Annotated in this window: 23 protein-coding genes; 11 read left to right on the top strand and 12 right to left on the bottom strand. The window is 39.2% G+C overall.

Annotated elements, in window-relative coordinates; genetic code table 11:
• Positions 1–2: 2 nt before the first annotated feature.
• Entirely contained in the window at positions 3–1,448 is a 1,446-nt protein-coding gene (locus tag JM81_RS18095; RefSeq protein ID WP_144805470.1) for an aminoacyl-histidine dipeptidase, read from the bottom strand.
• Between the two features lie 67 nt (positions 1,449–1,515).
• On the opposite strand from JM81_RS18095, the gene JM81_RS18090 reads away from it, so the two are divergent.
• The 3 genes from JM81_RS18090 (at position 1,516) to JM81_RS18080 (ending at position 7,049) form a co-directional block, all read left to right on the top strand.
• On the top strand, positions 1,516–2,583 hold the full coding sequence (locus JM81_RS18090) for a DUF3810 domain-containing protein (RefSeq protein WP_144805468.1): 1,068 nt from the start codon (positions 1,516–1,518) through the stop codon (positions 2,581–2,583).
• Between the two features lie 179 nt (positions 2,584–2,762).
• Complete coding sequence (locus JM81_RS18085) at positions 2,763–5,714, top strand: amidohydrolase family protein (RefSeq protein WP_144805467.1); 2,952 nt, start codon at positions 2,763–2,765, stop codon at positions 5,712–5,714.
• 42 nt (positions 5,715–5,756) lie between these two features.
• Entirely contained in the window at positions 5,757–7,049 is a 1,293-nt protein-coding gene (locus tag JM81_RS18080) for an amidohydrolase family protein (RefSeq protein WP_144805465.1), read from the top strand.
• 70 nt (positions 7,050–7,119) lie between these two features.
• Here JM81_RS18080 and JM81_RS18075 read toward each other — a convergent pair whose 3' ends face one another.
• The 11 genes from JM81_RS18075 to JM81_RS18495 form a co-directional block, all read right to left on the bottom strand.
• On the bottom strand, positions 7,120–7,530 hold the full coding sequence (locus JM81_RS18075) for a hypothetical protein (protein ID WP_144805463.1): 411 nt from the start codon (positions 7,528–7,530) through the stop codon (positions 7,120–7,122).
• 20 nt (positions 7,531–7,550) lie between these two features.
• Positions 7,551–8,741 (bottom strand): molybdopterin molybdotransferase MoeA, encoded by a 1,191-nt coding sequence (locus JM81_RS18070; RefSeq protein WP_144805461.1) that lies wholly within the window; start codon positions 8,739–8,741, stop codon positions 7,551–7,553.
• Between the two features lie 39 nt (positions 8,742–8,780).
• Positions 8,781–9,554 carry a sulfite exporter TauE/SafE family protein gene (locus tag JM81_RS18065; protein WP_144805459.1) on the bottom strand — a complete coding sequence of 258 codons (774 nt, stop codon included), beginning with the start codon at positions 9,552–9,554 and terminating at the stop codon, positions 8,781–8,783.
• Entirely contained in the window at positions 9,538–10,611 is a 1,074-nt protein-coding gene (locus JM81_RS18060) for a HesA/MoeB/ThiF family protein (RefSeq protein WP_144805457.1), read from the bottom strand. Before JM81_RS18060 ends, JM81_RS18065 begins: the two co-directional genes overlap by 17 nt.
• Positions 10,608–11,201 (bottom strand): NTP transferase domain-containing protein, encoded by a 594-nt coding sequence (locus JM81_RS18055; protein ID WP_144805455.1) that lies wholly within the window; start codon positions 11,199–11,201, stop codon positions 10,608–10,610. The genes JM81_RS18060 and JM81_RS18055 overlap by 4 nt, the downstream gene beginning before the upstream one ends.
• A complete protein-coding gene (gene moaC, locus JM81_RS18050) occupies positions 11,185–11,658 on the bottom strand; it encodes a cyclic pyranopterin monophosphate synthase MoaC (protein ID WP_144805453.1) in 474 nt (157 codons plus the stop codon). Before moaC ends, JM81_RS18055 begins: the two co-directional genes overlap by 17 nt.
• The gene (moaA, locus tag JM81_RS18045; RefSeq protein WP_144805451.1) at positions 11,658–12,641 is read right to left on the bottom strand and encodes a GTP 3',8-cyclase MoaA; all 984 of its coding nucleotides are present in this window, start codon (positions 12,639–12,641) and stop codon (positions 11,658–11,660) included. Before moaA ends, moaC begins: the two co-directional genes overlap by 1 nt.
• A gap of 68 nt (positions 12,642–12,709) precedes the next feature.
• A complete protein-coding gene (locus JM81_RS18040) occupies positions 12,710–13,126 on the bottom strand; it encodes a molybdenum cofactor biosynthesis protein MoaE (RefSeq protein WP_144805449.1) in 417 nt (138 codons plus the stop codon).
• Positions 13,126–13,368 (bottom strand): MoaD/ThiS family protein, encoded by a 243-nt coding sequence (locus tag JM81_RS18035; RefSeq protein WP_089261832.1) that lies wholly within the window; start codon positions 13,366–13,368, stop codon positions 13,126–13,128. The genes JM81_RS18040 and JM81_RS18035 overlap by 1 nt, the downstream gene beginning before the upstream one ends.
• A gap of 98 nt (positions 13,369–13,466) precedes the next feature.
• Positions 13,467–13,898 carry a DUF6503 family protein gene (locus tag JM81_RS18030; RefSeq protein ID WP_144805447.1) on the bottom strand — a complete coding sequence of 144 codons (432 nt, stop codon included), beginning with the start codon at positions 13,896–13,898 and terminating at the stop codon, positions 13,467–13,469.
• A gap of 189 nt (positions 13,899–14,087) precedes the next feature.
• The gene (locus JM81_RS18495; protein WP_186435606.1) at positions 14,088–14,264 is read right to left on the bottom strand and encodes a hypothetical protein; all 177 of its coding nucleotides are present in this window, start codon (positions 14,262–14,264) and stop codon (positions 14,088–14,090) included.
• Between the two features lie 77 nt (positions 14,265–14,341).
• Here JM81_RS18495 and JM81_RS18025 point away from each other — a divergent pair, with 77 nt between their 5' ends.
• The 8 genes from JM81_RS18025 (at position 14,342) to JM81_RS17990 (ending at position 26,125) form a co-directional block, all read left to right on the top strand.
• On the top strand, positions 14,342–15,154 hold the full coding sequence (locus tag JM81_RS18025; protein ID WP_089261836.1) for a TrmH family RNA methyltransferase: 813 nt from the start codon (positions 14,342–14,344) through the stop codon (positions 15,152–15,154).
• A 38-nt stretch (positions 15,155–15,192) separates the two neighbouring features.
• Positions 15,193–16,425 (top strand): M48 family metallopeptidase, encoded by a 1,233-nt coding sequence (locus tag JM81_RS18020; RefSeq protein ID WP_089261838.1) that lies wholly within the window; start codon positions 15,193–15,195, stop codon positions 16,423–16,425.
• A 44-nt stretch (positions 16,426–16,469) separates the two neighbouring features.
• On the top strand, positions 16,470–18,674 hold the full coding sequence (locus tag JM81_RS18015) for a RelA/SpoT family protein (protein ID WP_144805446.1): 2,205 nt from the start codon (positions 16,470–16,472) through the stop codon (positions 18,672–18,674).
• Between the two features lie 49 nt (positions 18,675–18,723).
• Complete coding sequence (locus JM81_RS18010) at positions 18,724–19,185, top strand: Fur family transcriptional regulator (protein WP_089261842.1); 462 nt, start codon at positions 18,724–18,726, stop codon at positions 19,183–19,185.
• Between the two features lie 27 nt (positions 19,186–19,212).
• Entirely contained in the window at positions 19,213–20,484 is a 1,272-nt protein-coding gene (locus JM81_RS18005; protein ID WP_144805444.1) for an adenylosuccinate synthase, read from the top strand.
• 135 nt (positions 20,485–20,619) lie between these two features.
• Entirely contained in the window at positions 20,620–21,417 is a 798-nt protein-coding gene (locus JM81_RS18000; protein ID WP_089261846.1) for a DUF1080 domain-containing protein, read from the top strand.
• Between the two features lie 10 nt (positions 21,418–21,427).
• Entirely contained in the window at positions 21,428–22,870 is a 1,443-nt protein-coding gene (locus JM81_RS17995) for a Gfo/Idh/MocA family protein (RefSeq protein ID WP_144805442.1), read from the top strand.
• Positions 22,871–22,960: 90 nt separating this feature from the next.
• The gene (locus tag JM81_RS17990) at positions 22,961–26,125 is read left to right on the top strand and encodes a PVC-type heme-binding CxxCH protein (protein ID WP_144805440.1); all 3,165 of its coding nucleotides are present in this window, start codon (positions 22,961–22,963) and stop codon (positions 26,123–26,125) included.
• Positions 26,126–26,140: the final 15 nt, after the last annotated feature.

Raw genomic sequence — 26,140 nt, 5'->3', positions numbered from 1 at the left:
AACTATGGGGTACGCCGTAAGATTTCCTGTAAAAATTTCCAAAACTTCTGAACCGAACCAATATGAACACGTTCATCTGGGGAATGCGCCCCTAAAATGGTAGGCCCAAAACTAATCATATCAATCTCTGGGTAATTCTGTCCTAAAATACCACATTCCAAACCTGCATGGCAGGCTACCACCCTAGGCTCATGCTGAAATAAATTGGTATATGTCTCTTTTGCTATAGCCAATATGCATGAATTTGGATTAGGGTTCCAACCAGGGTAGGAACCACTGTAGGCTACTTCAAAACCAGCCAATTCAAAAACCGAACGCAAGGAATTTGCCAAATCCAATTTAGCGGAATCCACAGATGAACGCGTTAAACAGCCCACCAAGATTTCACCATCCTTGACCATTACCTTGGCTATGTTATTGGAAGTTTCCACCAATCCTTCTATTGTGGCACTCATGGCATAAACTCCATTGGTTGCTCCATATAATGCTTTTATAAATTTTCCCTGCGCACCAAGGCCCATGACCATTTTGGCCGGCTTAACTTCTGCAAGGGATATTTCCAATTCAGGTTCCTGGGCAAGTAACTCGTTTTTGATTGCTTTTGAAATTTCATTGAATTTTGCAGTAAAGTCGCCAACGGACTTTTTACCAATATTTAAAATACACGTACTTTCCCTTGGTATTGCATTACGTAAACTTCCTCCTTCTAAATATGCAATACGCATATTATAAGGCAAACCTACGTACAATAGGCGGTTCATAATTTTATTGGCGTTGCCCAACCCCTTTACTATATCCATTCCACTATGTCCACCCTTAAGACCTTTTACAGAAATTTGATAGCCAATATCACCGTGCACACTAGATTTTTGATTGTAGTTTCTGGTGGCCGTAACATCTATACCTCCGGCACAACCAATATCTATCTCATCATCTTCTTCCGTATCAAGGTTTAAAAGAATTTCACCTTTTAGGACACCACCTTTTAATCCAAACGCTCCGGTCATTCCCGTTTCCTCATCTATGGTAAATAAGGCTTCCAGAGGCGGATGTTCAATAGTATTGCTCTCCAGTAAGGCCATTATAGCGGCAACGCCCATTCCATTATCCGCTCCTAGTGTGGTTCCCTTGGCTTTTACCCATTCTTGGTCAATGAACATTTCTATACCTTGGGTTTCAAAATTAAATTGGGTATCGGTATTTTTCTGATGCACCATATCCAAATGGCTTTGTAGGGTAACCATTTTCCTATTCTCAACCCCCAAAGTAGCGGGTTTTCTAATGATCACGTTACCAATTTCATCTGAGAAGGTTTCCAGCCCCAATTGTTTGCCAAAATCTATCATAAAGGCAATGACCTGTTCCTCTTTTTTGGAAGCTCTGGGCACCGCATTCAGATTTACAAAATTTCTCCAGACGGATTTTGGTTCCAATTGATCAATATTCATATTATTTGTTCATAGTTAGTGATGGCAAAAATACTGATAGAAAAAGGATTTCGCTATTTTTGAATCAATGAAGATATCGTTTAAAGATGCAGTAGCCATTTCGCTTATCCCCCAAATAATCATTATAAAATGGTTAGGGAAACACACACAATGGATAGAGATGTATTACAGTAAAGGTATATATCCGTTTGTTTCCAAAATCTTCAGGACCCTATTTGGTTGGTTACCTTTTTCCGTAGGCGACATTATTTATTTTGCCTTGATTTTTAGTGCCCTCTATTATTTAATCCGGTACTTTTCCCATATCAAAACACACAAACTTGCATTTTTAAGAGATGTGGCCATGGTACTATCAATTGCGTATTTTACCTTTCATTTAATGTGGGGACTAAATTATTATAGGGAACCCTTGTCTACATCCTTAAATTTGACCGAAACCAAGGATTACCAACAGTTGGTCACTTTTACCCAGCAATTAATAGAAAAAACCAACCAAGCACAGATCAACATTACCAAAGACTCAACAATAGCGGTCAATGTACCCTATACCCATCAGCAAATGTTTGAAAAAACCTTGGAAGGTTATGAAAATTTGGCAACCCTTCACCCTTTCTTAAACTATACGACGCCCAGCATTAAAACATCCTTGTTCAGTACCGGGCTGACCTATATGGGCTATGCAGGATACCTAAACCCTTTCACCAATGAGGCACAAGTTAACCGCCTTCTGCCCAATTTTAGATTTCCTATTGTTGCCGGTCACGAAATAGGACATCAATTGGGATACTCTGCTGAAAACGAGACCAATTTTATAGGATACTTGGTCACGGCCAAAAATAAAGACCCCTATTTTCAATATGCGGCTTATGCATATGCACTAGGATATTGCTTAAACGATGTTAGGCGCGGAGACATTGAAGTGTTCAATGAATTACTGTTAGGTCTAAACCCAGGCGTAAAAACTAATTTTCAAGAGATGGCGGTTTTTTGGAACTCCTATGAAAACCCGCTGGAGCCAATGTTTAAATCTGTATTCAACACATTTCTAAAAGCCAATAATCAGGCACAAGGCATAAAGAGTTACAATGCTGTGGTAGCTTTATTGATTGCGTATCATAAAGAGCATCCGTTATAGATGACCGCACGTTGTAAAATCCGTAATTACAATCCTAAAAACCAAGCCATCGTTCAATAATTTAAGATTAAAATACAGATTTCCAATTTTGGCTTGGACAACTGTTAAACAAAAGTGAAAAATACGGGATATACTATTGAATCCCAGTATTTTTAAACAACTAATTCAAACTAACAAAAATGAAAAAACTGACGTTGGCCCTATGCCTTTTATGGTGTAGCACATCTTTATTTGCACAAGAGTATTTTCCGGAAAATGCAGGAGTAAAAGCAAATAACAATAATTACACTGCTTTTACGAATGCGAAGATTTATGTTTCTCCCACGGAAATTATCGAAAAAGGAACCTTACTTATTCAACATGGAAAAATTGTAAATGCGGCAGCATCCGTAAACCTTCCAAAAAACACGGTCGTCATTGATGTCAAGGGTAAGTCCATTTACCCTTCTTTTATTGATGTATATTCAGAATTTGGTGTAGAACAACCCAAAAGAAAACCGGGCGGCGGTCGCTCTGCCCAATATGAACCTTCTAGGGAAGGTTATTATTGGAACGACCATATCATGCCGGAAAATAAGGCAATTGCTAAATTTTCTTATGATGACAAAAAAGCCAAAGAATTACGTGAAGCTGGTTTTGGAGTGGTAAACAGTCATATCCAAGATGGAATAGCACGTGGAACCGGCGTACTAATTGCACTTAATTCAGAAGGTACGGATGCCAACAGAATTCTTGAGGACGAATCCGCACAATATTTTTCATTAAAGAAAAGTATTTTGAAAAGACAATCTTATCCCGGTTCCTTAATGGGAACCTTGGCCCTATTGCGACAAATGTATAGTGATGCCGATTGGTATGCCAAGGGAAATGCCTCTACTACGGACCTTTCATTAGAAGCGTTGAACGCCAATAAAAGTCTGGTACAGATATTTGAGGCAAAGGACAAGGGCAATGATATACGGGCAGATAAAATTGGTGATGCCAATGGTATACAATACACCATTCTTGGTGGTGGAAACGAATTTGAACGCATAGCGGAGATAAAGGCGACCAATGCTAAATATATCATTCCAATAAATTTTCCTGATGCCTATGATGTTTCTGACCCTTATGCAGAAGGCTATGTTTCCTTAAGTGATATGCGCTATTGGAACCAAGCACCTGCCAACCCCAAAATTCTGTCAGAAAACGGAGTTGTGTTTTCATTAACATTGCATGATTTAAAGTCCCCTGCAAAATTTAAGGAAAAACTGGCAAAGGCTATTGAATATGGATTGCCAAAAACAAAGGCATTAGAAGCCCTGACTACCGTTCCAGCACAAATCTTAGGGAAATCCAACATCATAGGATCCTTGAAAAAAGGTTCATTGGCCAATTTTTTGATTACTTCCGGAGATGTATTTGAATCTTCCACCACATTGTACGAAAATTGGGTACAGGGTACTAAAAATGTAATCAATGATATGGATATTAAGGACATTCGTGGAGATTACGATATGGTGGTCCAGGGCAAAACTTATACCATGTCCGTTACGGGTGAACTGTCAAAACCAAAAGTTGAAGTAAAACAAGATACCGTAAAGTTAAGTTCAAAAATTTCCTATGACAATGACTGGGTAAATGTTTCCTTTACCACCAAAGAGGAAGATACGTTTAGAATGACCGGTGCCGTACTACTTACGACCGATAATCTTTCCGGCAGATTAATATTACCAAACGGTACACAGACCCAGTTTACGGCCAACAAGACAAAATCCTTTGAGGAAAAAAATGATAAAGATTCCCCAGCGGAAGAATCCGTAAAAATTATGCCGGTAACCTTTCCCAATGTAGGTTATGGATTTGCTGTTAAACCTCAACAGGAAACAATGTTGTTCAAGAACGCAACGGTTTGGACCAGTGAAGATGCAGGCATTCTAGAAAATACAGATGTACTTATTAAAAATGGTAAGATCACTAAGATTGGGAAAGATTTAAGTGCCGGTGGTGCAAAGGTCATTGATGCTACGGGAAAACATTTGACCGCGGGCATAATAGATGAACATAGCCATATTGCGGCATTGGCAGTAAATGAAGCAGGTCAAAATAGTTCTGCGGAAGTTAAAATGGAAGATGTAGTAGACCCGGAGCATATGGGAATCTATCATTCACTTGCAGGTGGTGTAACCTCGTTACAGTTACTTCATGGCTCCGCCAACCCTATAGGTGGCAGATCGGCCATATTAAAATTAAAATGGGGTGAAGAGGCAGACGGTCTCATCTATGATAATTCACCCAAATTTATAAAGTTTGCCTTGGGTGAAAACGTAAAACAGAGCAATTGGCAAAGTTATTCCCGTTTTCCACAGACACGTATGGGTGTAGAACAAATGTTGATGAATTATTTTCAGCGTGCCAAGGAATATGATACAAAAAAGAAAAGCGGTGTACCTTATCGTTATGATGAGGAAATGGAAGTCTTGGCAGAAATCATCAATGGGGAACGTTTTATCTCTTGCCACTCTTATGTACAGAGCGAAATTAATATGATGATGAAGGTTGCTGAACATTTTGGTTTCAAGGTCAATACCTTCACCCATATTCTAGAAGGTTATAAAGTTGCCGATAAAATGGCCGAACATGGCGTGGGCGCAGGTACCTTTAGTGATTGGTGGGCTTATAAATATGAGGTGAACGATGCAATTCCCTATAATGCCGCAATTATGCAAAAGCAAGGTGTAGTTACCGCTATTAATAGTGATGATCGTGAAATGATGAGAAGATTAAACCAAGAAGCTGCCAAAACTATCAAATATGGAGGTATGACAGAATTGGAAGCTTGGAAGATGGTAACCATTAATCCTGCAAAACTTTTACACTTGGACAATCGCGTAGGTAGCATTAAAGAAGGCAAGGATGCAGATGTGGTTCTATGGTCCGGTAATCCCTTGTCCGTATATTCCAAAGCAGAAAAAACGATAATTGAAGGAGTTACTTATTTTGATTTGGAAATGGACAAGCAAAAGCGAGATGCTATAAAAAAAGAAAGAAATGAACTGGTGACCATGATGCTCAAGGAAAAAGCGGGCGGTAAGAAAATGCAAGGTCCAAAAAAATCAATAAAAAAGAATTTTACCTGTGAAAGCCTGTAACCATATCATCAGTAAGCTGTATCTAAACTTAAAATCATTAAAATGAAAAAACATATATATATTCTACTGGCCTTGGGAATCTTCTTCCAAACCACGGCACAACAGACACCGGCTCCAAAGCAAACGGAAGCCATAACTATAGAAGGCGCTACTGCCCATTTAGGAAACGGAGAAGTCATTGAAAGTTCCCTAATCATGTTTGAGGATGGTAAAATTACTTTTGTAGGTGACTCCAAGATGAGGATTGCCCGTAAAGGAAAAATTATAGATGCAACCGGAAAACACGTCTACCCCGGTTTTATTGCTCCTGGAAAAACCTTGGGGTTAGTGGAAATTGATGCCGTAAGGGCCACTAATGACAAGGATGAGTTAGGGGAACTCATTCCACATGTACGCAGTTTAATTGCGTACAATGCCGAATCTAAAGTGGTAGAAAGTATGCGCCCCAATGGAGTACTTTTGGCACAGATTGCACCTGAAGGCGGATTAATATCCGGCACCTCATCCATTGTTCAATTTGATGCCTGGAATTGGGAAGATGCCGCTATTAAAGTAGATGACGGTATACATCTACATTGGCCCAATACGTTTAAACAAGGACGCTGGTGGGCTGGTGAAGAACCTGGTTACCAACCTAACAAGGACTATCCTAAACAAGTGCAAAAAGTAACGGACTTCATGCAAAATGCCATTGTATATGAAGATGGAACAGCCAAGGAAATGAATCCGGCATTTGCTGCCATGAAAGGAGCGTTTGATGGTTCTAAAAAATTATATGTCTATGCAGATGGGGAAAAAGAAATTATAGATGCGATCAATACATTAAAGAACAATAAAGTAAAGGAGATTGTATTAATGGGCGGTTACCATGCCTATAAAATTACCGATTTTCTTAAAAGTCATAATATCCCGGTCATGGTTCAGTACACTCATAATCTGCCCGTATTTGAGGATGATGATTATGACCTACCTTATAAACTTCCAAAACTGTTGGTAGATGCGGGTCTGTTTGTGGCCATACAAAATTCAGATGCGGAAAATTTCCAGACTAGAAATCTACCTTTCTATGCAGGCCAGGTAGTGCAGCAAGGACTTGATAAAGAAGTTGCCGTGCAATTATTAACGGGCAATACAGCAAAAATTTTAGGTATTGATGATTCTTACGGTACTTTGGAAAATGGCAAAAGTGCCACATTGTTCATATCTGAAGGAGATGCCTTGGATATGGCAGGTAACCAACTTACCCACGCCTTCATAGATGGCAGGTCGGTTTCACTGGAAACACACCAAACTAAACTATGGAAACGGTATTCTGAAAAATACGAAGCTGAATAGCGGACAATATTTAAACATTAAAAGCCCACATGTTATGTGGGCTTTTTTATGCTCAAATAAATCCTCGGCATTATTTTTTCCCCGAGAGTATCCAACCCAGGTAAGCCATGGGAATATATGCTACTATTAAATCTAGAGCACTAAACCACAAAGGTCCACCCAGCATTGAAATATTAATAGTTCCTCCAATTAAAAAACAAAACCCTACGATCAAGGCCATCAACAATTTTCTGGTTCCGGCCAGTTTGGCCGCCACAAAAGCACCAACCAATGTACCTAGCGCATGGGCCAGAAAAGGAAACAGGAAATGCTTTGGTTCAAATAAATGAATGGTAGATTTTAAACCCTCCATTGTTGTTATATCTCCCCCTTCTGGAGGAGGAATGACGGAACCGCTTATCATAACGATGCCCATATTCACTATACTGCCCACTATAAGTCCGGCAACGACCGCTAAAATATTTCTTAAGATGGTATTCATATGTATATATTTATGGTTAATTATTTCGTACTAATAAACGGCACCAATTCTCCTGAACCATACCCTTTCTCTCTTGGTTGCAAACAAATAAATCCGTTAGATTTGGATAGGCTTAACAAATCTCCCGATCCATTTTCACTAATTGGCACTGCATAAATACCCCCTTTTTCTCTTTTTGTACATACTTGAATAAAACGTGTTAAAGGTGGCTTTATATGTATTTCCCCGGAAAGCTTAATATATTGGTTGGCAACTGGGATATTCCAACATTTATGAAGCCAAGGTAAAAAATAGACATGAAAATTGGCAAATGTGGAAACCGGGTTTCCTGGAAAAGAAAATATGACCGTTTTCAGTTCTTTATGCACACCGAACCAAAATGGTTTTCCTGGTCTTTGAGCAACCCTATGAAAAACCTTTTCCACTCCCAGGGATTCCATAACCTCAGGGATAAAATCAAATTTTCCTTTAGAAACACCCCCACTCAGTAACAACACATCATTTTGTTCCAATGCTGTTTGAAGTGATTTAGACAGTGCCTCCTTATTATCTATAAGATGTAGGGAATTAGTAGGTATAGCCCTTGTTTGCAAAGCGGCCTCCAAGGTTATGGTATTGGATTTCCGTATTTGATGTGGTAACGGTACTGCATCAACCTCTACTAGTTCATTACCTGTAGCTATCGTAGTGATTTTTGGGTTTGCCTTTACCGTTACATATGATTTGCCCACAGTTGCCATTACCCCTATTTCCGCAGCCGTAATCTTAATACCTTTTGTCAATAGAACAGCCCCAGCTTTTTCATCGCTTCCTTTATAATGTATGTTTTGCCCTTTGGTAACCTTTTCATTGATTACCGCTACGTTATCGGTTATGGATATGTGTTCGTACATAATCACCGTATCGGTATTTTGGGGCACCACCGCTCCGGTCATAACTTCTACGCAATTACCCACAGTACTTAAAACTTGTTGTGGTGCACCAGCTGCAGCTACTCCTTCAATTTGAAAGATATGGTCCGTATTAATGTGGTCAGAATAATTAATAGCTATCCCGTCCTTTGTGGCACGGTCAAAAGGTGGAAAATCCCTATCCGCACAAATATCCTCTGCTAAAACCCTCTGCAGGCTTTGCATAAGTGGAACCACTTCAACACCCAAATCCAAAGTATGTTCCAATACATGAGTATAGGCCTGATCAAATGAAATCATATCATAAAGATAAAAATTACCTTAGGAAAAGGTAAGAAATTAAAAGACTCCTAGACCATTTACCAATAACACACGAATACCTACCAACAAAACCAGTAATGACGTAACCCTTTTTATGCCTTTGGCAGATAATTTTTTTAAACTGATACGAATACCCAACTGCCCCCCTAAAAGAACAGCTATTACCAAGCAAATGGTTTCGCGCCAAGGTAATGATAATGCATTGCTTGCCACTAACCCAAACAAACCGGAAATTGAATTTACCAAAATGAAAAAACTGGCCAATGCCGCAATTTTAATGGCTTTGTCCCATTTTATATGATTTAGTACCGGGGCCAGGAAAATACCCCCACCAATGCCTACCAATCCAGACAGGAAACCAATACCCGATCCAAGTAGGTAGCTTAGATAATTAGGATATGCCTTGGTCTCAGCGGTATTGTTCAAATTAAATGTCTGTAACGCCAAAGAAATTGCCGACAGAATTAGCGCACTTCCTAAAATGATAAAAAATATATGTTCTTTTAACCGAAACGACGCACCTAAAAACGCCAAGGGTATACTTGCGACTACAAAAGGTAGAAAATCCTTTAATTTGGCGTGGCCATTTTTAAAATATAAATAGGTACTTCCAGATACTACTACCAAATTACACACCAAGGCTATTGACCTAATTGCAAAAAAACTGGATAAGAAAAGGGTCAAAAATGCTAGATAACTTGAGCCCCCACCAAAACCTACGGAGGAATACAATGTGGCAATCATAAAAAACCCGATACACAAAAGTGCTAATTCATCAATCGGTAAGAGCATATACATCTATATGGTTCATTCCACCCAAAACATTGACAAATTCATTGGATGGAAAAAGTTCACGAAGTAGAGTGATCGCTTTTTTACTACGTACTCCAGACTGGCATATTATATATACAGGTGCTCTCAAATCAATTTCATTTGCCCTTTCCTTAAGCTCGCTCAAAGGAATATGTTTTGCCCCTGCTATATGTTGTCTTGAAAACTCCTTAATAGTTCTTACATCTACCAACTCTGTACTGCCAGGCGTATATATTTGTTGAAAATTCTTGGCCTCTATGGATGCAATAGGAATTTCACACTCAAATTCATAACTTTTTTCCAACTTTATTATGCTTTTATTCTTGGGGTTTGAACTCAAATTCATACGTTGGTAACGTTGGGACAATCCGTCAAACAATAACAGTACTCCAGAGAGCACCTCCCCTATTCCAGTAATTATCTTAACGGTTTCCAAGGCCTGTAGATTACCAATTATTCCTGGTACTATACCCAGAACGCCATGATCATTACAGTTGGGTACGGCATCTGCCCCTGGCATTTCCGGAAACAAACAACGATATGTTGGCCCATCCCCATAATTAAATACACTTACCTGTCCTTCAAAACCATGTAATGCACCGTAAACAAAAGGTTTGTGTAAAATAACACATGCATCATTGATTAAGTATCTTGTAGGAAAGTTATCCGTGGCATCAATGACCACATCATAATCACCAATGATTTGTAAAGCGTTCAAAACAGTTAAAAAAGTTTGATGCACAATGATTTCAGTATCGGAGTTTTTCGCAAGCAATTGGTTTTTGGCGGCCAACACCTTTGGTTGCCCCACCATTTTTTCCGTATACAGGACTTGACGGTGTAAATTTGATAAGGAAACCACATCGTTATCAACAATACCTAAGGTACCAACGCCCATTGCATTTAAATAGGTAAGGACAGGAACCCCCAACCCCCCAGCACCTACAACCAAGACCTTTGCCGACCTTAGTTTTTGCTGGCCTTCATTACCAAAACCTTTTAAAGTTGTCTGTCGTAGGTATCTATTATCGTTCATAATCCCAATTTTTGCAATGCCTGGGAATAATCTTCCTTGGAATTTGCATTTAACAACACTTCCTTATTTCTTGGGAACACTAAATGAATATCTGCATTAATTAAAAATTTACGTGGACACGACCCATTTCCATTATTTAGATAGGCAATGGATTGCTCTAAGGACTCCGGTTCCCAAATAGCACACAATGGTTCCGGTAAGGGGTCATCCACATTGGCAAAAGCACTTGCTATTTTTTGGGTATTGCGACCTGCAACCAATTCTTGTAGAGCCTTAATATCAATTAACGGAAGATCACATGCCAAAACAAGCCAAGCCGCCTCAGGATAGGCCGCGTGTGCAGATAGTAAACCGTTATAAGGCCCCCTATATTCATCTTGATCTATGAGCGTTTCAAAGTCCTGGGAAATTTCTTCTTCCTGATCACTACGTATACTTAAAAAGGTACGTTCACAAACTTTACTCAACAATTGATATAAATGTTCCCGTTGTGGGAGCTGGTGGTATGTAATCAACCCCTTATCATTACCCATTCTTGTACTTTTACCCCCAGAAAGTACTAATCCGTATAGCTTAACGTTGGAAATCATGCTTACCTCCAGTTTTTTGTTCCAGTTGAATTGTACCGATGACGATGTCCTGTGATAAAGCTTTGCACATATCATATATGGTAAGTGCGGCAATGGATACTCCTGTCAACGCTTCCATTTCCACACCGGTCTTCTCATTACATTTTACGGTACACGTTATTTTAAATTGGTGCTCACCCGGAACTATTTCCACATTAATTTTAGAAAGGTTTATTTGATGGCATAGCGGAATTAGTTCTGCTGTTTTTTTTACCCCTTGAATTCCTGCAATTACCGCCGTTTGTACAATACTCCCTTTTTTACCTACAAAATCCTGGTCTGTCAAGGATTTGAACACTGTATGGGGAAATGTGACCGTACCGGAGGCTACAGCTTGCCTCACAGATACATCTTTTAGCGAAACATCTACCATGGTAGCATTACCAGATTCGTCTATGTGTGATAACTTTTTTTCCATCATCCTCCTATAGAAGTCATTGAATTACTGAATACATCCTTATACTTTTCTTGAGCCTCAAAACCTGTTTTGGCCCTGCTGCCTACCGCTTGTAAAATTGCGGATTTTATGTTCGCTTCAACATCATCCGCCCGCATGATATCCCTTAAATTGGCACTTGCTTTTGCATATAGACAGGTGATTACGTCACCCGTAGCGGAAATCCGTAACCTGTTACAACTGCCACAGAACGTTCTACTGAACGAAGGAATGACGCCAAAAGTTCCCTTATAACCGGGGATTTTATAGTTAATGGAGGTAGAAGTTTTAGGGGATTGCAATTTATAATAGCCAGGATGCGCCTCTTTAATATGCGCAAGAATTGCCCTAAAATCCCATTTTATGGACTGAAATTCCTTTGAACCACCATTGAACGGCATTTCCTCTAAAAAACGAACCGACACGTTATAATGTTTGGTAAGTTCTAACATAGGAATAATATCCTCTACATTCTGACCATCCAATGCTATAAAATTGATCCGGACATTGAACCCTTCGGTAATTAGCCGTATCATATTATTATACACTACATCATAATGGTTGCGACGCGTAATACGTTCAAAAGTTTCGCGATTGATGGCATCCATGCTGACATTTATATTCTTAATGCCCAATTCTTTCAATTCATCTATATACGGACCAATTAAGGTAGCATTGGTGGTCACTGAAATATCTTTTAAACCTATAAGGGATGCCAAATTGCGTAACAAAACCATTAAATCTTTTCGTACAAAAGGCTCTCCCCCGGTAATACGGATCTTATCTATACCTTGTGAAACCATAAGGGAACTCAAACGAACCAATTCATCTATCGTGAACAATTTGTCGTTTTTGGCAAAATTGATTCCTTCCTCCGGCATACAATAATTGCACCGCAAATTACATCGGTCCGTAACGGCCAATCGCAAGTAATTAATGGTCCTATTATGATTATCTACTAGCATTTACCTTATTCAAGTTCAACATCAAACACATTTAATCTACTTTCTAAACTTACTCCTTTTAAAACAAACTATGGATGTGCCGAAACCCAGACTGACTTGTTCTTGAATTTCTCCTTTTTCCAAATAGGCACAGTTTCCTTTAGCGTATCTATTAAAAACCTACAAGCTTCAAAACAGGCATCCCTATGAGCAGAAGATGCCCCAACTATTACTACAGGCTCTGCCACTCCTTTCTCCCCCACTGCATGGCGCAGCACCACCTTATTAAGATTCCATTTTTCAATTGCCGTATCGACAATTTTTTCCATTTCCTTTAAGGCCATTTCTCTGTAGGTTTCGAACTCCAAGGCAATTACCTGTTCTTGGTTTGTAAATTCACGAACCGTACCCACAAAAACGCAAATACCGCCGCTTTCAACATGGTTCAATTCGGTATACACCTTAGCGGTATCTATAACATCTACTATTTCTACTACTTTTTTCATTAGCCCCCGCTTACTGGTGGTATTATTGCAATTTCATCATTGCCGCTCAAAGTTACATCATCATTGGCATATTCACTATTAACGGCCACGGCAAGGGTCTTTAATTTTAAGAACTCCGGATAATTCTTAATCAAATCCTTTTTTAACGCGGCAACCGTTGCCGGCTTGGCCTCCTCATCAGAAAACAAGATTTCCGAACTACCAACAATATCCTTGGCTATTCCAAAAAACAATACGTTCATCTGCTTCAAAATTATTTGAATTTCAAGTTAGTTATAAAAACTAAGGTGCCATAAAAATGACACCTTTATTAACTAAATAATAATAATTTGATCCACAATCAATCCACCACCTTTGCATTGGAAGGTTTGGCAAAAAATGTTGTTGGCTCAGCGCTTTTTAACAGTTTGGCATTTTCAAACTTAACCGTATTCACCCGGTCCTTTACATTATTGTTTTCAGTAGAATACCAGGAAATAGCACTCGGTAAAAGTACCTCTCCTACTTTATTCCAATGTGCATATTCTATCCAGCTGATCTCGTTGGATGGTATACCGCTAAAATAGGTTACGGTATATCCCAACCATTTCATTTGAAAAGTTTCTGGATCATAGTGTAGAAAATATTCGTCTTTAGATGAGGCACCTACACCGTTGTTAAAAGTAATATGGAATCCCGGATAGGAAACCCCATCCACGACCAATGCAGGTATCTCCTCATAATTAAGCCCTTCATCTGCCAGCACAAAGGGCATGGCATAAAAATAAAACATTAGATTATGATAAAACTTAGGTTTACCCTCATACGAACCGGCCTCATCCATCAACCAAACATCTTTCCCGTCAAAACCTAAACTGTAAGTTTCCGCTATGATTTTATCGGTCCTTCTGTATAGGTCAACTATATGGGTTTCTACACTAGCCGGTTTTGGTAAATCAAAACGTAAGGTTTTATACTGTTTTTAATTATCCAACCCACCGTGTGCATTCAATACCTTAAAAAAATCTTGCGGATAGGTATTTAAGGTAATTTGTTCTTCTGTTTGGGCCGCGGTGTCTATAATCTCCTCTTTTTTTGGAGCTTCCTTGCACGAAAAGGCAAATGATACTAGCAAGCACCCTAAAATGTATTTCTTCATATTTTCTTAGGTTAATTTGAATTCTCTTGGTCGATATTATTTAGCCTACTTAACAGATTAGATTACTTTTGTACCTAATGCACGAACATAAACATATAAGTAGCGCCCAAAACCCTTTAATCAAAAAGGCTGTTTTATTAAAGGATAAGGCTAGGGAACGCAAAAAGACAGGACTCTTTTTATTAGAGGGACTGCGTGAATTGAGCATTGCCATTAAGGCCGAATATGAAATTACGACCATTTTTTATTGTGCTGATATTTTTGAGAACAGCGATGGCAATAGCCTTTTAAAAGATTTTCCTGAAAATAAAATAATTTCCGTTAGTCATGAAATCTATAAAAAACTAGCTTATAGAGATACTACAGAAGGTATTTTGGCCATTGCAAAAGGAAAAGACCATACCTTGTCCACTTTAGCGTTCAACAAACCCAATCCGCTTATCCTTGTTGCTGAGGCCCCTGAAAAACCAGGAAATATAGGTGCGTTGTTAAGAACGGCAGATGCTGCCAATTTAGACGCCGTTTTTATTGCAAATCCAAAAACGGACCTATATAATCCCAACATTATACGATCAAGCGTTGGATGCGTATTTTCAAGGACAATCAAGACAGGAAGCACACAAGAAATTATTTCCTATTTACAACAGGAACGGTTTGGCATTTTCTGTGCCGCATTGACCGCATCAAAAGAATACACCTCAATAAACTATACCGGCCCTACAGCTATAGTGGTCGGCACCGAACATGATGGACTTAGCAAGGAATGGCTTTCCAATTCAACTCAAAATATTATAATACCAATGGAAGGAGAAATAGACTCCATGAACGTTTCGGTATCAGCGGCAATACTTATCTTTGAGGTCAAAAGACAGCAAAAACTTGGGCGTTAACCCGTTAACCATTAAACAAAAAACCAATAGCATTTTTTATGGATAGCACCTTCGTTTTTTATTGTATCCTAATTATCTTGGTTGCCGAGTTTTTATTGGCCACTGCATTAAATTTTCTGAACGCCCAAAAATTCAAAGACCCTGTTCCAAAAGATTTGGAGGATGTTTACAATATTAAGGAATATGAAAAATCCCAAGCTTATAAGCTCACCAATTACAGATTTGGGATTTTGACCTCTACCTTTTCATTGGCACTTATACTTGGGTTTATAGTTTTTGGAGGATTTAATTGGGTAGACCAAATTGCCCAAAATAGTACAGACCACCCTATTGGCCAGGCCTTACTATTTTTTGGAATTATTTTATTGGGCAGTGATATCATCAATATACCGTTTACCTATTACCAAACATTTGTCATTGAAGAAAAATTTGGGTTCAACAAAACAACACATAACACCTTTATCTTGGACAAAATAAAGCAATGGGCACTAACTTTAATTGTTGGTGGTGGTATTTTAGCGTTGATCATATGGTTTTTTCAGACCGTAGGCACAAATTTCTGGTGGTACACCTGGATTGCCATTGCATTTTTTACCTTAATCGTTAATTTATTTTACAGCAAATTAATTGTTCCTTTATTCAACAAACAAGAACCCTTGGAGGCTGGTAGCCTTAAAGAGAAAATAGAACATTATGCGGCCAATGTAGGTTTTGACCTTAAGCACATATTCGTTATCAATGGATCAAAACGGTCTACAAAGGCCAACGCTTATTTTTCCGGATTTGGCAAGGAAAAAAGAGTGACCCTATATGACACCTTGATCAATGATTTGGAAGAGGAAGAAATAGTTGCCGTTTTGGCACATGAAGTGGGCCATTACAAACGCAAGCACATTATTTTTAATTTGGCATCTTCCATTTTACTTACCGGCTTAATGCTGTTTTTGCTATCATTGTTCATTAATAATCCTGAACTATCTTTAGCTATAGGTGTAGATAGACCCAGCTTTCACGCCGCTCTAATTGGTTTTGGTATACTATACAGTCCGGTTTCAGAACTTACGGGGCTGTTAATGAATTATTTTTCCCGAAAATTTGAATACCAAGCAGATGATTATGCAAAGAACACTTATGCCGCAACGCCGTTGGTAACTTCCCTAAAGAAATTATCAAAAAACAGTTTGAGCAACCTGACCCCTCATCCGGCCTATGTTTTTATGCATTATTCCCACCCACCGCTAATTGACCGCATACGTAATTTAAAGGCATAATTTTTGTTGTTCATCATTTAAGATTATCTTAATTTTAATCTAGTATGACACAGGCAGCGATAGAAAAGGAAAACAAGCTTATAGCTCAAGAGTATAAGGAACTTTTACGTATTAGTTACCAAACCTTAACAGATGAGGACAAAACTTTAATACGAAGTGCTTTTGAGGTAGCTGTTGACGCGCACAAAAACCAAAGAAGAAAATCTGGCGAAGCTTATATCTTCCACCCAATAGCAGTTGCTAAGATCGTAGCATCCGAGATAGGTCTAGATGCCGTATCCATTGCCTCTGCCCTTTTACACGATGTAGTTGAGGATACAGAATATACTTTGGACGACCTAGACCGTATGTTCGGTGAGACCGTGGCACGTATTGTTGATGGGCTTACTAAAATTGCCCATTTAAAAAAGGAGATGAACATCTCTCAACAAGCGGAGAATTTTAGAAAAATGCTGCTGACCTTAAATGATGATGTTCGTGTTATTATCATAAAGATAGCCGACCGTTACCATAACATGCTTACCATGGACTCCATGCCGGAGCATAAACAGGTTAAAATAGCGTCTGAAACCTTATACATATACGCCCCGTTGGCCCACAGGATCGGCCTCTATAATATAAAGACCGAACTGGAGGATCTGAGCCTTAAGTACACAGAGCCAGAAGTATATAATTCCATAAAGGATAAAATTGAGGAAAGCAAGGAGGAACAACAGGCGTATATAGATGCATTTTCCGCTACAATAGACAATTCATTAAAAAAAGAAGGCTTAAACTACATTATAAAAGGTAGAATGAAATCTATCTTTTCAATGAGAAGAAAGATGTTGGCGCAAAATGTCACATATGAAGAAATCTATGATAAGTTCGCCATAAGAATCATCTATGAGTCAGATGCGCAGAATGAAAAATTCTTGGCCTGGAAAATATATTCCATTGTTACGGACCACTTTACACCTAATCCCGTACGTCTTCGTGATTGGATTTCCTCTCCAAAGTCCACAGGTTACGAAGCTCTGCATATAACGGTAATGGGGCCTCAGGGCAAATGGGTTGAAGTACAGATAAGAAGTGAGCGCATGCATGAAATTGCAGAAAAAGGATATGCGGCCCATTTTAAATATAAGCATGGCAACCAAAAAGAACAAGGTATTGAAGTCTGGTTGAACAAACTTCAGGAAGCTTTGGAAAATGCAAATACAAATGCAGTGGATTTTGTGGAGGAATTTAAACTCAACCTCTACTCCAAGGAAATTTTTGTATTTACCCCTAAAGGGGATTTAAAATCCTTACCAAAAGGTGCTACACCGTTAGATTTTTCCTTTAACATACATACCGAGGTAGGTATGCGTACAAGGGGTGCAAAAGTGAACGGAAAATTGGTTCCTTTAAACACCACGCTACAAAGTGGCGACCAAGTAGAAATTATAACTTCAGAACAGGCCAGGCCCAATCAAAACTGGTTGGACTATGCCACAACGGCCAGGGCCAGGGCAAAAATAAAATCTGTATTAAGGGAAGAGAAAAAATCCGTTGCAGAAGAAGGAAAAGAAATATTAAGAAGAAAGTTAAAGTCCCAAAAAATTAATTTGAACGAGGACTCCATCAACAAAATGGTGACCTATTTCAAATTAAAGACCAGTCTAGATTTATTTTACAGGGTGGGTATTGGTTCTATAGACAACACCATGTTAAAGGATTTTGCATCTTCTTACAACAATGCATTTATCAGTTTCTTTAAAAACAGAATGCGCCGTACGCCAGCTCCTGAGGATATCAATAAAGATGAAATTACGTCTAAATATGATATGCTGGTTTTTGGCAAGGAAGAGGAAAAACTGGAATACAAATTATCCCAGTGCTGTAATCCTATACCAGGTGATAGTGTTTTTGGTTTTGTCAGTGTATCCGAAGGTATTAAAGTACACAAAAAGAACTGTCCCAACGCTATATCGCTTCAGTCTAATTACGCCTATAGAATCATTACCGCAAAATGGATAGATTCCTCTCAACAAGAATATCAGGCAGATATAGAATTAACGGGAATAGATAACCTAGGCCTTATCAATGACATTACGGAAGTCATTTCGGATATTATGCATGTTAATATGCGAAACCTTAATTTTAGTACGGACGGGGGCACCTTCAAAGGCAAGATTACTGTAGTGGTCAAGAACAAGTCAATCCTTAAAAAACTGACCGATAATCTTAAGGAGATACACGGTATTGACAAAGTAACCAGAATTTAGAAAAGTAAATTAAAATTTAACTGTACATTTGTATATTAATGCAGTAAATATGTCTTCGGATAAAAATCAAGAAATTGTAAAAAATGTCTTCACAACCTTTTTAGAGGACAAAGGACATAGAAAAACCCCAGAACGCTACGCTATACTTCAGGAAATATATGAAAGTGACGAACATTTTGATATAGAATCGCTGTATATCAACATGAAGAACAAGAACTATCGTGTTAGCCGGGCTACCTTATACAATACCATTGAACTTCTTTTAGATTGCAAGTTGGTACGCAAACACCAATTTGGAAAAAACCAGGCACAGTATGAAAAATCATATTTTGACCGTCAGCATGACCATGTCATACTTACCGATACCGGTGAGGTTATGGAATTTTGCGACCCAAGAATTCAATCTATAAAAAAGACCATAGAGGAGGTTTTTGATATAACCATCAACACACACTCCTTATATTTTTACGGAACAAAGAATACGCCCACCAAAGAGGTAGGCAAAAAATAAAATAACTAACCTAGTATATAAAATTAAATGGCAGTAGATTTATTGTTGGGCCTACAATGGGGTGACGAAGGAAAAGGAAAAATCGTAGATGTATTAACCGCAAATTATGATATCATTGCTCGTTTTCAAGGTGGACCAAATGCAGGCCACACGCTTGAATTTGATGGTATAAAGCATGTGTTACACACCATACCCTCTGGAATTTTTCATAAAAATGCAGTAAACGTGGTAGGTAACGGGGTTGTTATAGACCCGGTTATATTTAAAAAGGAATTGGATGCGCTAAAAAAATTCAATCTTGACATCAATGCCAAGTTGCTTATTTCTAGAAAAGCACATTTAATATTACCTACACACCGTTTATTGGATGCCGCATCGGAAGCTTCAAAAGGTAAGGCAAAAATAGGTTCTACTCTTAAAGGTATTGGGCCAACGTATATGGACAAGACCGGGAGAAATGGTATGCGCGTAGGTGATTTGGAATTAAGTGATTGGAAAGAAAAATACAGAAACCTGGCCAATAAACATGAAGCCATGATCAGCTTCTATGACGTGGATATACAATATGACCTAGCAGAATTAGAAGCAGATTTCTTTAAGGCAGTAGCAGCGCTAAAGGATTTGACCTTTATTGACAGTGAGGAATATTTGTACCAAGCTCAAAAACAAGGCAAGAAAATTTTAGCAGAAGGTGCACAGGGATCCTTATTGGACATTGATTTTGGCACCTACCCATTTGTAACCTCATCCAATACAACGGCTGCCGGAGCATGTACAGGATTGGGCGTAGCTCCAAACCAAATTGGAGAAGTAAAAGGAATCTTCAAGGCATATACTACAAGGGTTGGTAGCGGCCCTTTCCCTACGGAATTGTTTGATGAGGACGGTGAGACCATGGGTCGGGTAGGAAATGAATTTGGAGCCACCACAGGAAGACCCAGAAGATGTGGATGGTTAGACTTAGTAGCCCTAAAATATGCGGTACGCATTAATGGCGTAACGGAACTCATGATGATGAAGGGCGATGTGCTTAGTGGTTTTGATAAACTTAAAGTGTGTACCGCCTACAATTACAAAGGAGAGCAAATAGACCATTTTCCATATAATATTGAAGCGGAAAACGTTACACCCGTTTATACAGAAGTTAATGGTTGGAAAGAGGATTTGACAAAAATGACCGCTGCGGATCAATTACCAAAAAATTTAATGGACTATATTTTGTTCTTGGAAAATGAATTGGAGGTACCCATTAAAATAGTCTCCGTTGGTCCAGATAGGACACAGACGATCCATAGATAAACTTTCAGCGACCCATAGAGGTTGTTCAACTTTAAAGAATGGCGATATAGGGAAATACCTTTATCGCCATTCTTTTTTTTTGTACTTTCCATAATGTGCTTTTTACCAACAACGATGTTAAAATAATAGCGACTTATGAAAAAATTAACGTACCCAACTATCTTATCTGTAATTTTACTTATCACATCCTGTAAAACAGAAAAGAACAAACCTGAAGGTCAAGAAGAAAATACGGTACAACAAACGCAAGAAGAATGGATACCCTTGTTTGACGGTAAGACTACAAAAGGTTGGCGGGCCTATAATGGTGATGAATTGCCACCGGGGTGGATCGTTAAGAACGGAGAATTGACCTTTGACACCGAGCTTGGAAAAGAACAGGATTATACAGGAGGTACAGATATCATATATGGAGCGGAAGAGTTTGATAATTTTGAACTTTATCTTGAATGGAAACTTCCAAAAGGAGGAAATAGCGGCATTTTTTACCATTTAAAGGAAGGGTATGATTCGCCGCCGGAAGTAGCTCCGGAATACCAATTGATCGATGATGAAAATTATGCAAGCATACATGACCTAACAGCGTACAATCTAAGTTTGGGCTATACGGACAAACCAGAGGAGCTGAAACCTCTACAACAAACAGGGTCGGATTATGCCATGCATGCAGCAGATCCAAATGGTAAAATCCTTAACCCAGTAGGAACATGGAACACTACTAGAATAATCTTTACGCCCAATCAGGTAGAACACTGGCTGAACGGCAAAAAAGTAGTATCTTTTGTTCCATGGGACGATGCCTGGTACGAGAAAAAAAATTCCGACAAATGGAAAAATAGTGAAGATTACGGAAAATACAAGACCGGTTTCATAGGACTACAGGATCATTCGAGTCCAATTTGGTTCCGGAACATTAAAATCAAAAAATTATAACCAACTACCAATGAACAAAAGAGATTTTATCAAAAATGCAGCTGCATTGTCCACGTTTGTATTATTGCCATCAGGACTTTGGTCGTGCAAAAACGAAGCCTCTAAGGCCAAACCAAAACGTTTGCGCACCGCACATATAGGTGTTGGCAATATGGGTGCGGAAGACCTAAAAGCAATATCATCGCACCAAAAAGTAGATGTTACCGCTTTGTGCGATGTAGATGCCAACAACTTGGCTGCTGCTAAGGAGCTGCACCCCAATGCAAAGACGTATTCTGACTATAGGATCATGTTAAAGGAAATGGGCGACGAAATAGATGCGGTAATAGTGTCCACTCCTGATCACACCCATGCACCCGCATCTATGATGGCTATGGAAATGGACAAACCGGTCTACTGCCAAAAACCATTGACCCATTACGTATCCGAAGCGCGGGCAATGAATAAATTGGCAGCGGAAAAAGGCCTAGTAACCCAAATGGGAATTCAGGTACACTCATTTTATGATTATAAATTAGCTACACTTTTAATTCAGTCCGGCATAATCGGAAAAGTACATACCGTACGAGCATGGTCACCCAAAGATTGGGGTTATGATGGCGATGAACCAACCGGGGAGGACCCGGTACCAGAGACTTTGGACTGGAACCTATGGCTGGGTACCTCAGCCCAAAGGCCATATAAAGAAGGTTTTTACCATCCAGGAAACTGGAGAAAATTGGTAGACTATGGATGTGGTACTTTAGGGGATATGGGCGTTCATATTTTTGATACACCTTACAATGCCTTGGATCTTCAAGTACCAAGGACCATTAAGAATGAATGCAGGGAACCAAACGGATTTGGCTACCCTCAAAAAAATAAGGTTACCTATGAGTTTCCACAGACAAAGTATACTGCAGAAACGCTAACATGGGTTTGGTATGATGGGCCAGGAGCCCCAGAAGATCATGAAGATTTATTATTGCCAGGCGCTGAAAATGTCTCAAAAAATAGTGATAGCGGAGATGATACCTTAGAGGACAAAATGTCTTTGGAAACCAAAACCGCCGGTGAAGGAACGTTGCCGGATCAAGGAGCTATGTTCATAGGTGACAAAGGCAGATTGCTACTTCCTCATTTCATGCAGCTCCCCAAAAAGATAGTGGATGGAAAATATGTGGATATTTCTGCAGAGATAGAAGCGGTAGAAAAAGCCAATAATATGGGCAAACCCGTTCGTAATTACGATACTGAAGGACCTAAACATTATCACCAATTCGTTGATGCTTGTTTGGGCACGGGAGAAACTACGGCTCCTTTCTCCTACGCATCACGTTTAACGGAAACAATTTTATTAGGTGTCATTGCAGGTAGGTTCCCCAATCAAGTATTACATTGGGACAGTGAAAAGGCAAAATTTGCCGAAGAAGAGGCAAATGCTTTTTTAGAAGGAGATTATAGAAATTTTTAATGAACAGTTTCAAAATGACAAAAACCACTTTCGAGTGGTTTTTTTATATCTATATTTAAAGAACAATTTACTTCAACCAATTAACAAACCATGAAAAGCAAACCAACCGATCAACTTTTCAAACTTACCATTAGCATTTCCTGTTTACTTTTAGCCATAGGTTGTACCAAAAAAAAAGACCCTTTAATTTCAATTGAACCACATTCCTCCATTGTTTTAATCGGCAACAATTTAGGCTCACGAATGTTGAATTACGGTAGTTTTGAAACAGAAATGCACTTACGCCATCCTAAGGATTCCTTATTAATAAGAAATATGTGCGATGGTGGCGACACCCCGGGCTTTAGGCCCCATTCAGGCAGAGTGTCTCCGTGGGCTTTTCCAGGAGCCGATAAATTTCAAAATGAACTGGCCCAAAATTCTGGTAGCGAAGGCGTATTTGAAACGCCTGATGAATGGTTGGCTCGTTTAAAGGCAGATATTGTAATAGGTTTTTTTGGATTCAACGAATCTTTTGAGGGGGACCAAGGTTTAGAAAATTTTAAGGCAGAACTAAATGCTTTTATCGAACATTCCCTTAAACAAACATATAATGGCTCCACCCCTCCAGAATTGGTGATTGTTTCCCCTATAGCTTTTGAAGACCTCTCCGATCATATGGATGTACCCAATGGAATTCAGGAAAACAAAAACTTGGATTTATATTCCCAGGCCATGGAAGAAATTTGTGCATTGAAGAATGTAGCTTTTATCAATGTATTTAAGGAGTCCAAAAATTGGTTTAAGGAAAAAAAAGAAGATTACACCATAGATGGATCACAACTAAATAAATTCGGTTACGAAGTGTTTGCCCGTTTTTTGGCCAATGAACTCACTGGAGACAAAAAGATTACCAATGAAGACTATAGGTTAGCAGTCAATAAAGCGGTAAACGAGAAAAATTTTTATTGGCATAATGACTTCAAGATTCCCAATGGTGTTCACGTTTTCGGAAGACGTCATGCCCCATATGGTCCGGACAATTATCCGTTTGAAATACAAAAAACAAGGGAATTGACTTCGGTAAGGGATACATTGATATGGTCCTCTGTACAAAATAAATCTTTTGACATTGAGGCTGCAGATGCACGAACAAGTAAACTACCACCGGTAGAAACCAATTATAATTTAGGAAACAAAGAGGATATCGTTCATTACAAGTATGGTGAGGATGCTCTTGAAACACTAACAGTACCTGAAGGATACAAAGTAGAACTGTTTGCTTCGGAAAAGGAGTTTCCAGATTTGGCAAACCCAGCACAGATTTCTTTTGATAACGAAGGTAGGTTATGGGTGGCTACCCTCCCCTCTTATCCCCACTACAAACCAGGAGATCCTAAACCAAATGATAAAATAATAATTCTGGAGGATACCGATAAGGATGGCAAAGCAGATAAACAAACGGTATTTGCGGACCAGTTACATTTGCCGATCGGCTTTGAATTTGCACCGGAAGGCGTATACGTTAGTCAAGGCACCAACCTCAAGTTATTTACGGACACCGATGGTGATGACAAAGCAGATAAAATAGAAATTGTTTTAAGCGGTTTTGACGATCATGATACCCACCATGCCATTTCTGCATTTTGCGCAGACCCCTCTGGCGCATTCTATATGTCTGAAGGTATTTTTCTTCACACCAATGTAGAAACATCCTACGGGCCCGTACGCGCCACCAATGGTGGTTTTTACAGATATAATCCGCAACGTAAAAAATTGGAACGTACATTACAGGTAGCCATACCCAACCCTTGGGGCATTGCTTTTGATGAATGGGGGCAAGATTTCTTTTTGCATACTTCGGGCCCAAAAGTTAATTGGATGATGCCAAGTTCCCTAAAACCAATATATGGCGTCTTTTCGCCCTTGACAGAAGAATTGATAGAAAAGGAGCATAGGGTTAGACCCACATCAGGTATGGAGTTTATTTCAAGCAGACATTTTCCGGATGATGTCCAAGGTGATATGCTATTGGCAAACTCCATAGGATTTTTAGGACTAAAACAACATGAGATGATGGAGGACGGTACGGGGTACAAAACCAAACATCGTCAAGACTTGATTACAAGTACGGATCCCAACTTTAGACCCGTGGAAATGGAGTTTGCCCCAGACGGGTCATTGTATGTCGTAGATTGGCACAATGTGCTTATAGGCCATATGCAACACAACGCTCGTGACCCTTTGCGCGACCATGTTCATGGCAGAATATATAGGATAACCTACCCATCTAGACCATTGGTACAACCGGCAATGGTAAATGGTGCATCATTGGCACAATTATTTGAAAATTTAAAATTACCGGAATATAGGACCCGTTACCGTACCCGTAGGGAATTAAGGGGAAGAAATACGGAAGAAGTCCTTAAAACTGCCAAAGAGTGGGTCAAAAACCTAGATGAAGATGACCCAAATTATGACCATAACAGATTAGAGGCGTTATGGGTTTCATGGGGAATGAACAAGGTAGATGCCGAACTGCTAATGGAGCTATCCAAATCAAAAGATCATAGGGTACGCGCAGCAGTGGTCAGGGTAGTTAGGTATATGGGCCACCAAGTGGAAAATTCACAGGAAATATTGATGCAGGCAGCCTCCGATGTTCATGGCAGGGTGAGACTTGAAGCAATTACCGCGGCATCATGGTTGCCACAAGCAGAAGGTATGGAAATACTTGATATAGCAAGTCAACACCCGTTGGACGAGTGGATGTTGGATTCTTTCAATTTTGCGGAAACAAGGTTGACCGGAAACTTTTTGGAGAAAGCAGATGAAAAAATTTTGGCATCACACCTAAACGATGAAGATTTAAAAATATTCATTAAAGGGAAAAAAATTTATGAAACAGAAGGGTATTGCATAACCTGTCATCAAGAAAGCGGCAGTGGACTCCAAAAAGCCGGATACCCCACCTTAGTTGGCCAACAATGGGTTTTAGGCGACCAGGACAGACTAATTAAACTTGTCCTGCATGGACTTTATGGACCAATGGATATTATGGGCAACCATTATGACGGGCAAGTACCCATGATGGCGTTCAAGGGATTATTGACCGATGAGGAAATTGCAGCGGTACTGACCTATGTAAGAAATTCATTTGGCAATAAAGCTTCGGTCATAAATAAGGAACAAGTACAAAAAATTAGGGAAGCAACTAAGACCCGAGAAGCTTTTTATACCCCAGAAGAATTATTGAAAGAACATCCCATGCAATAAAAAAAGACCAATCAC

This window comes from Maribacter sp. MAR_2009_72, assembly GCF_007827235.1.
Lineage (GTDB): Bacteria > Bacteroidota > Bacteroidia > Flavobacteriales > Flavobacteriaceae > Maribacter > Maribacter sedimenticola.
Note: the sequence above shows the minus strand (reverse complement) of the source record. Positions and strands in the feature narration are given on the sequence as shown.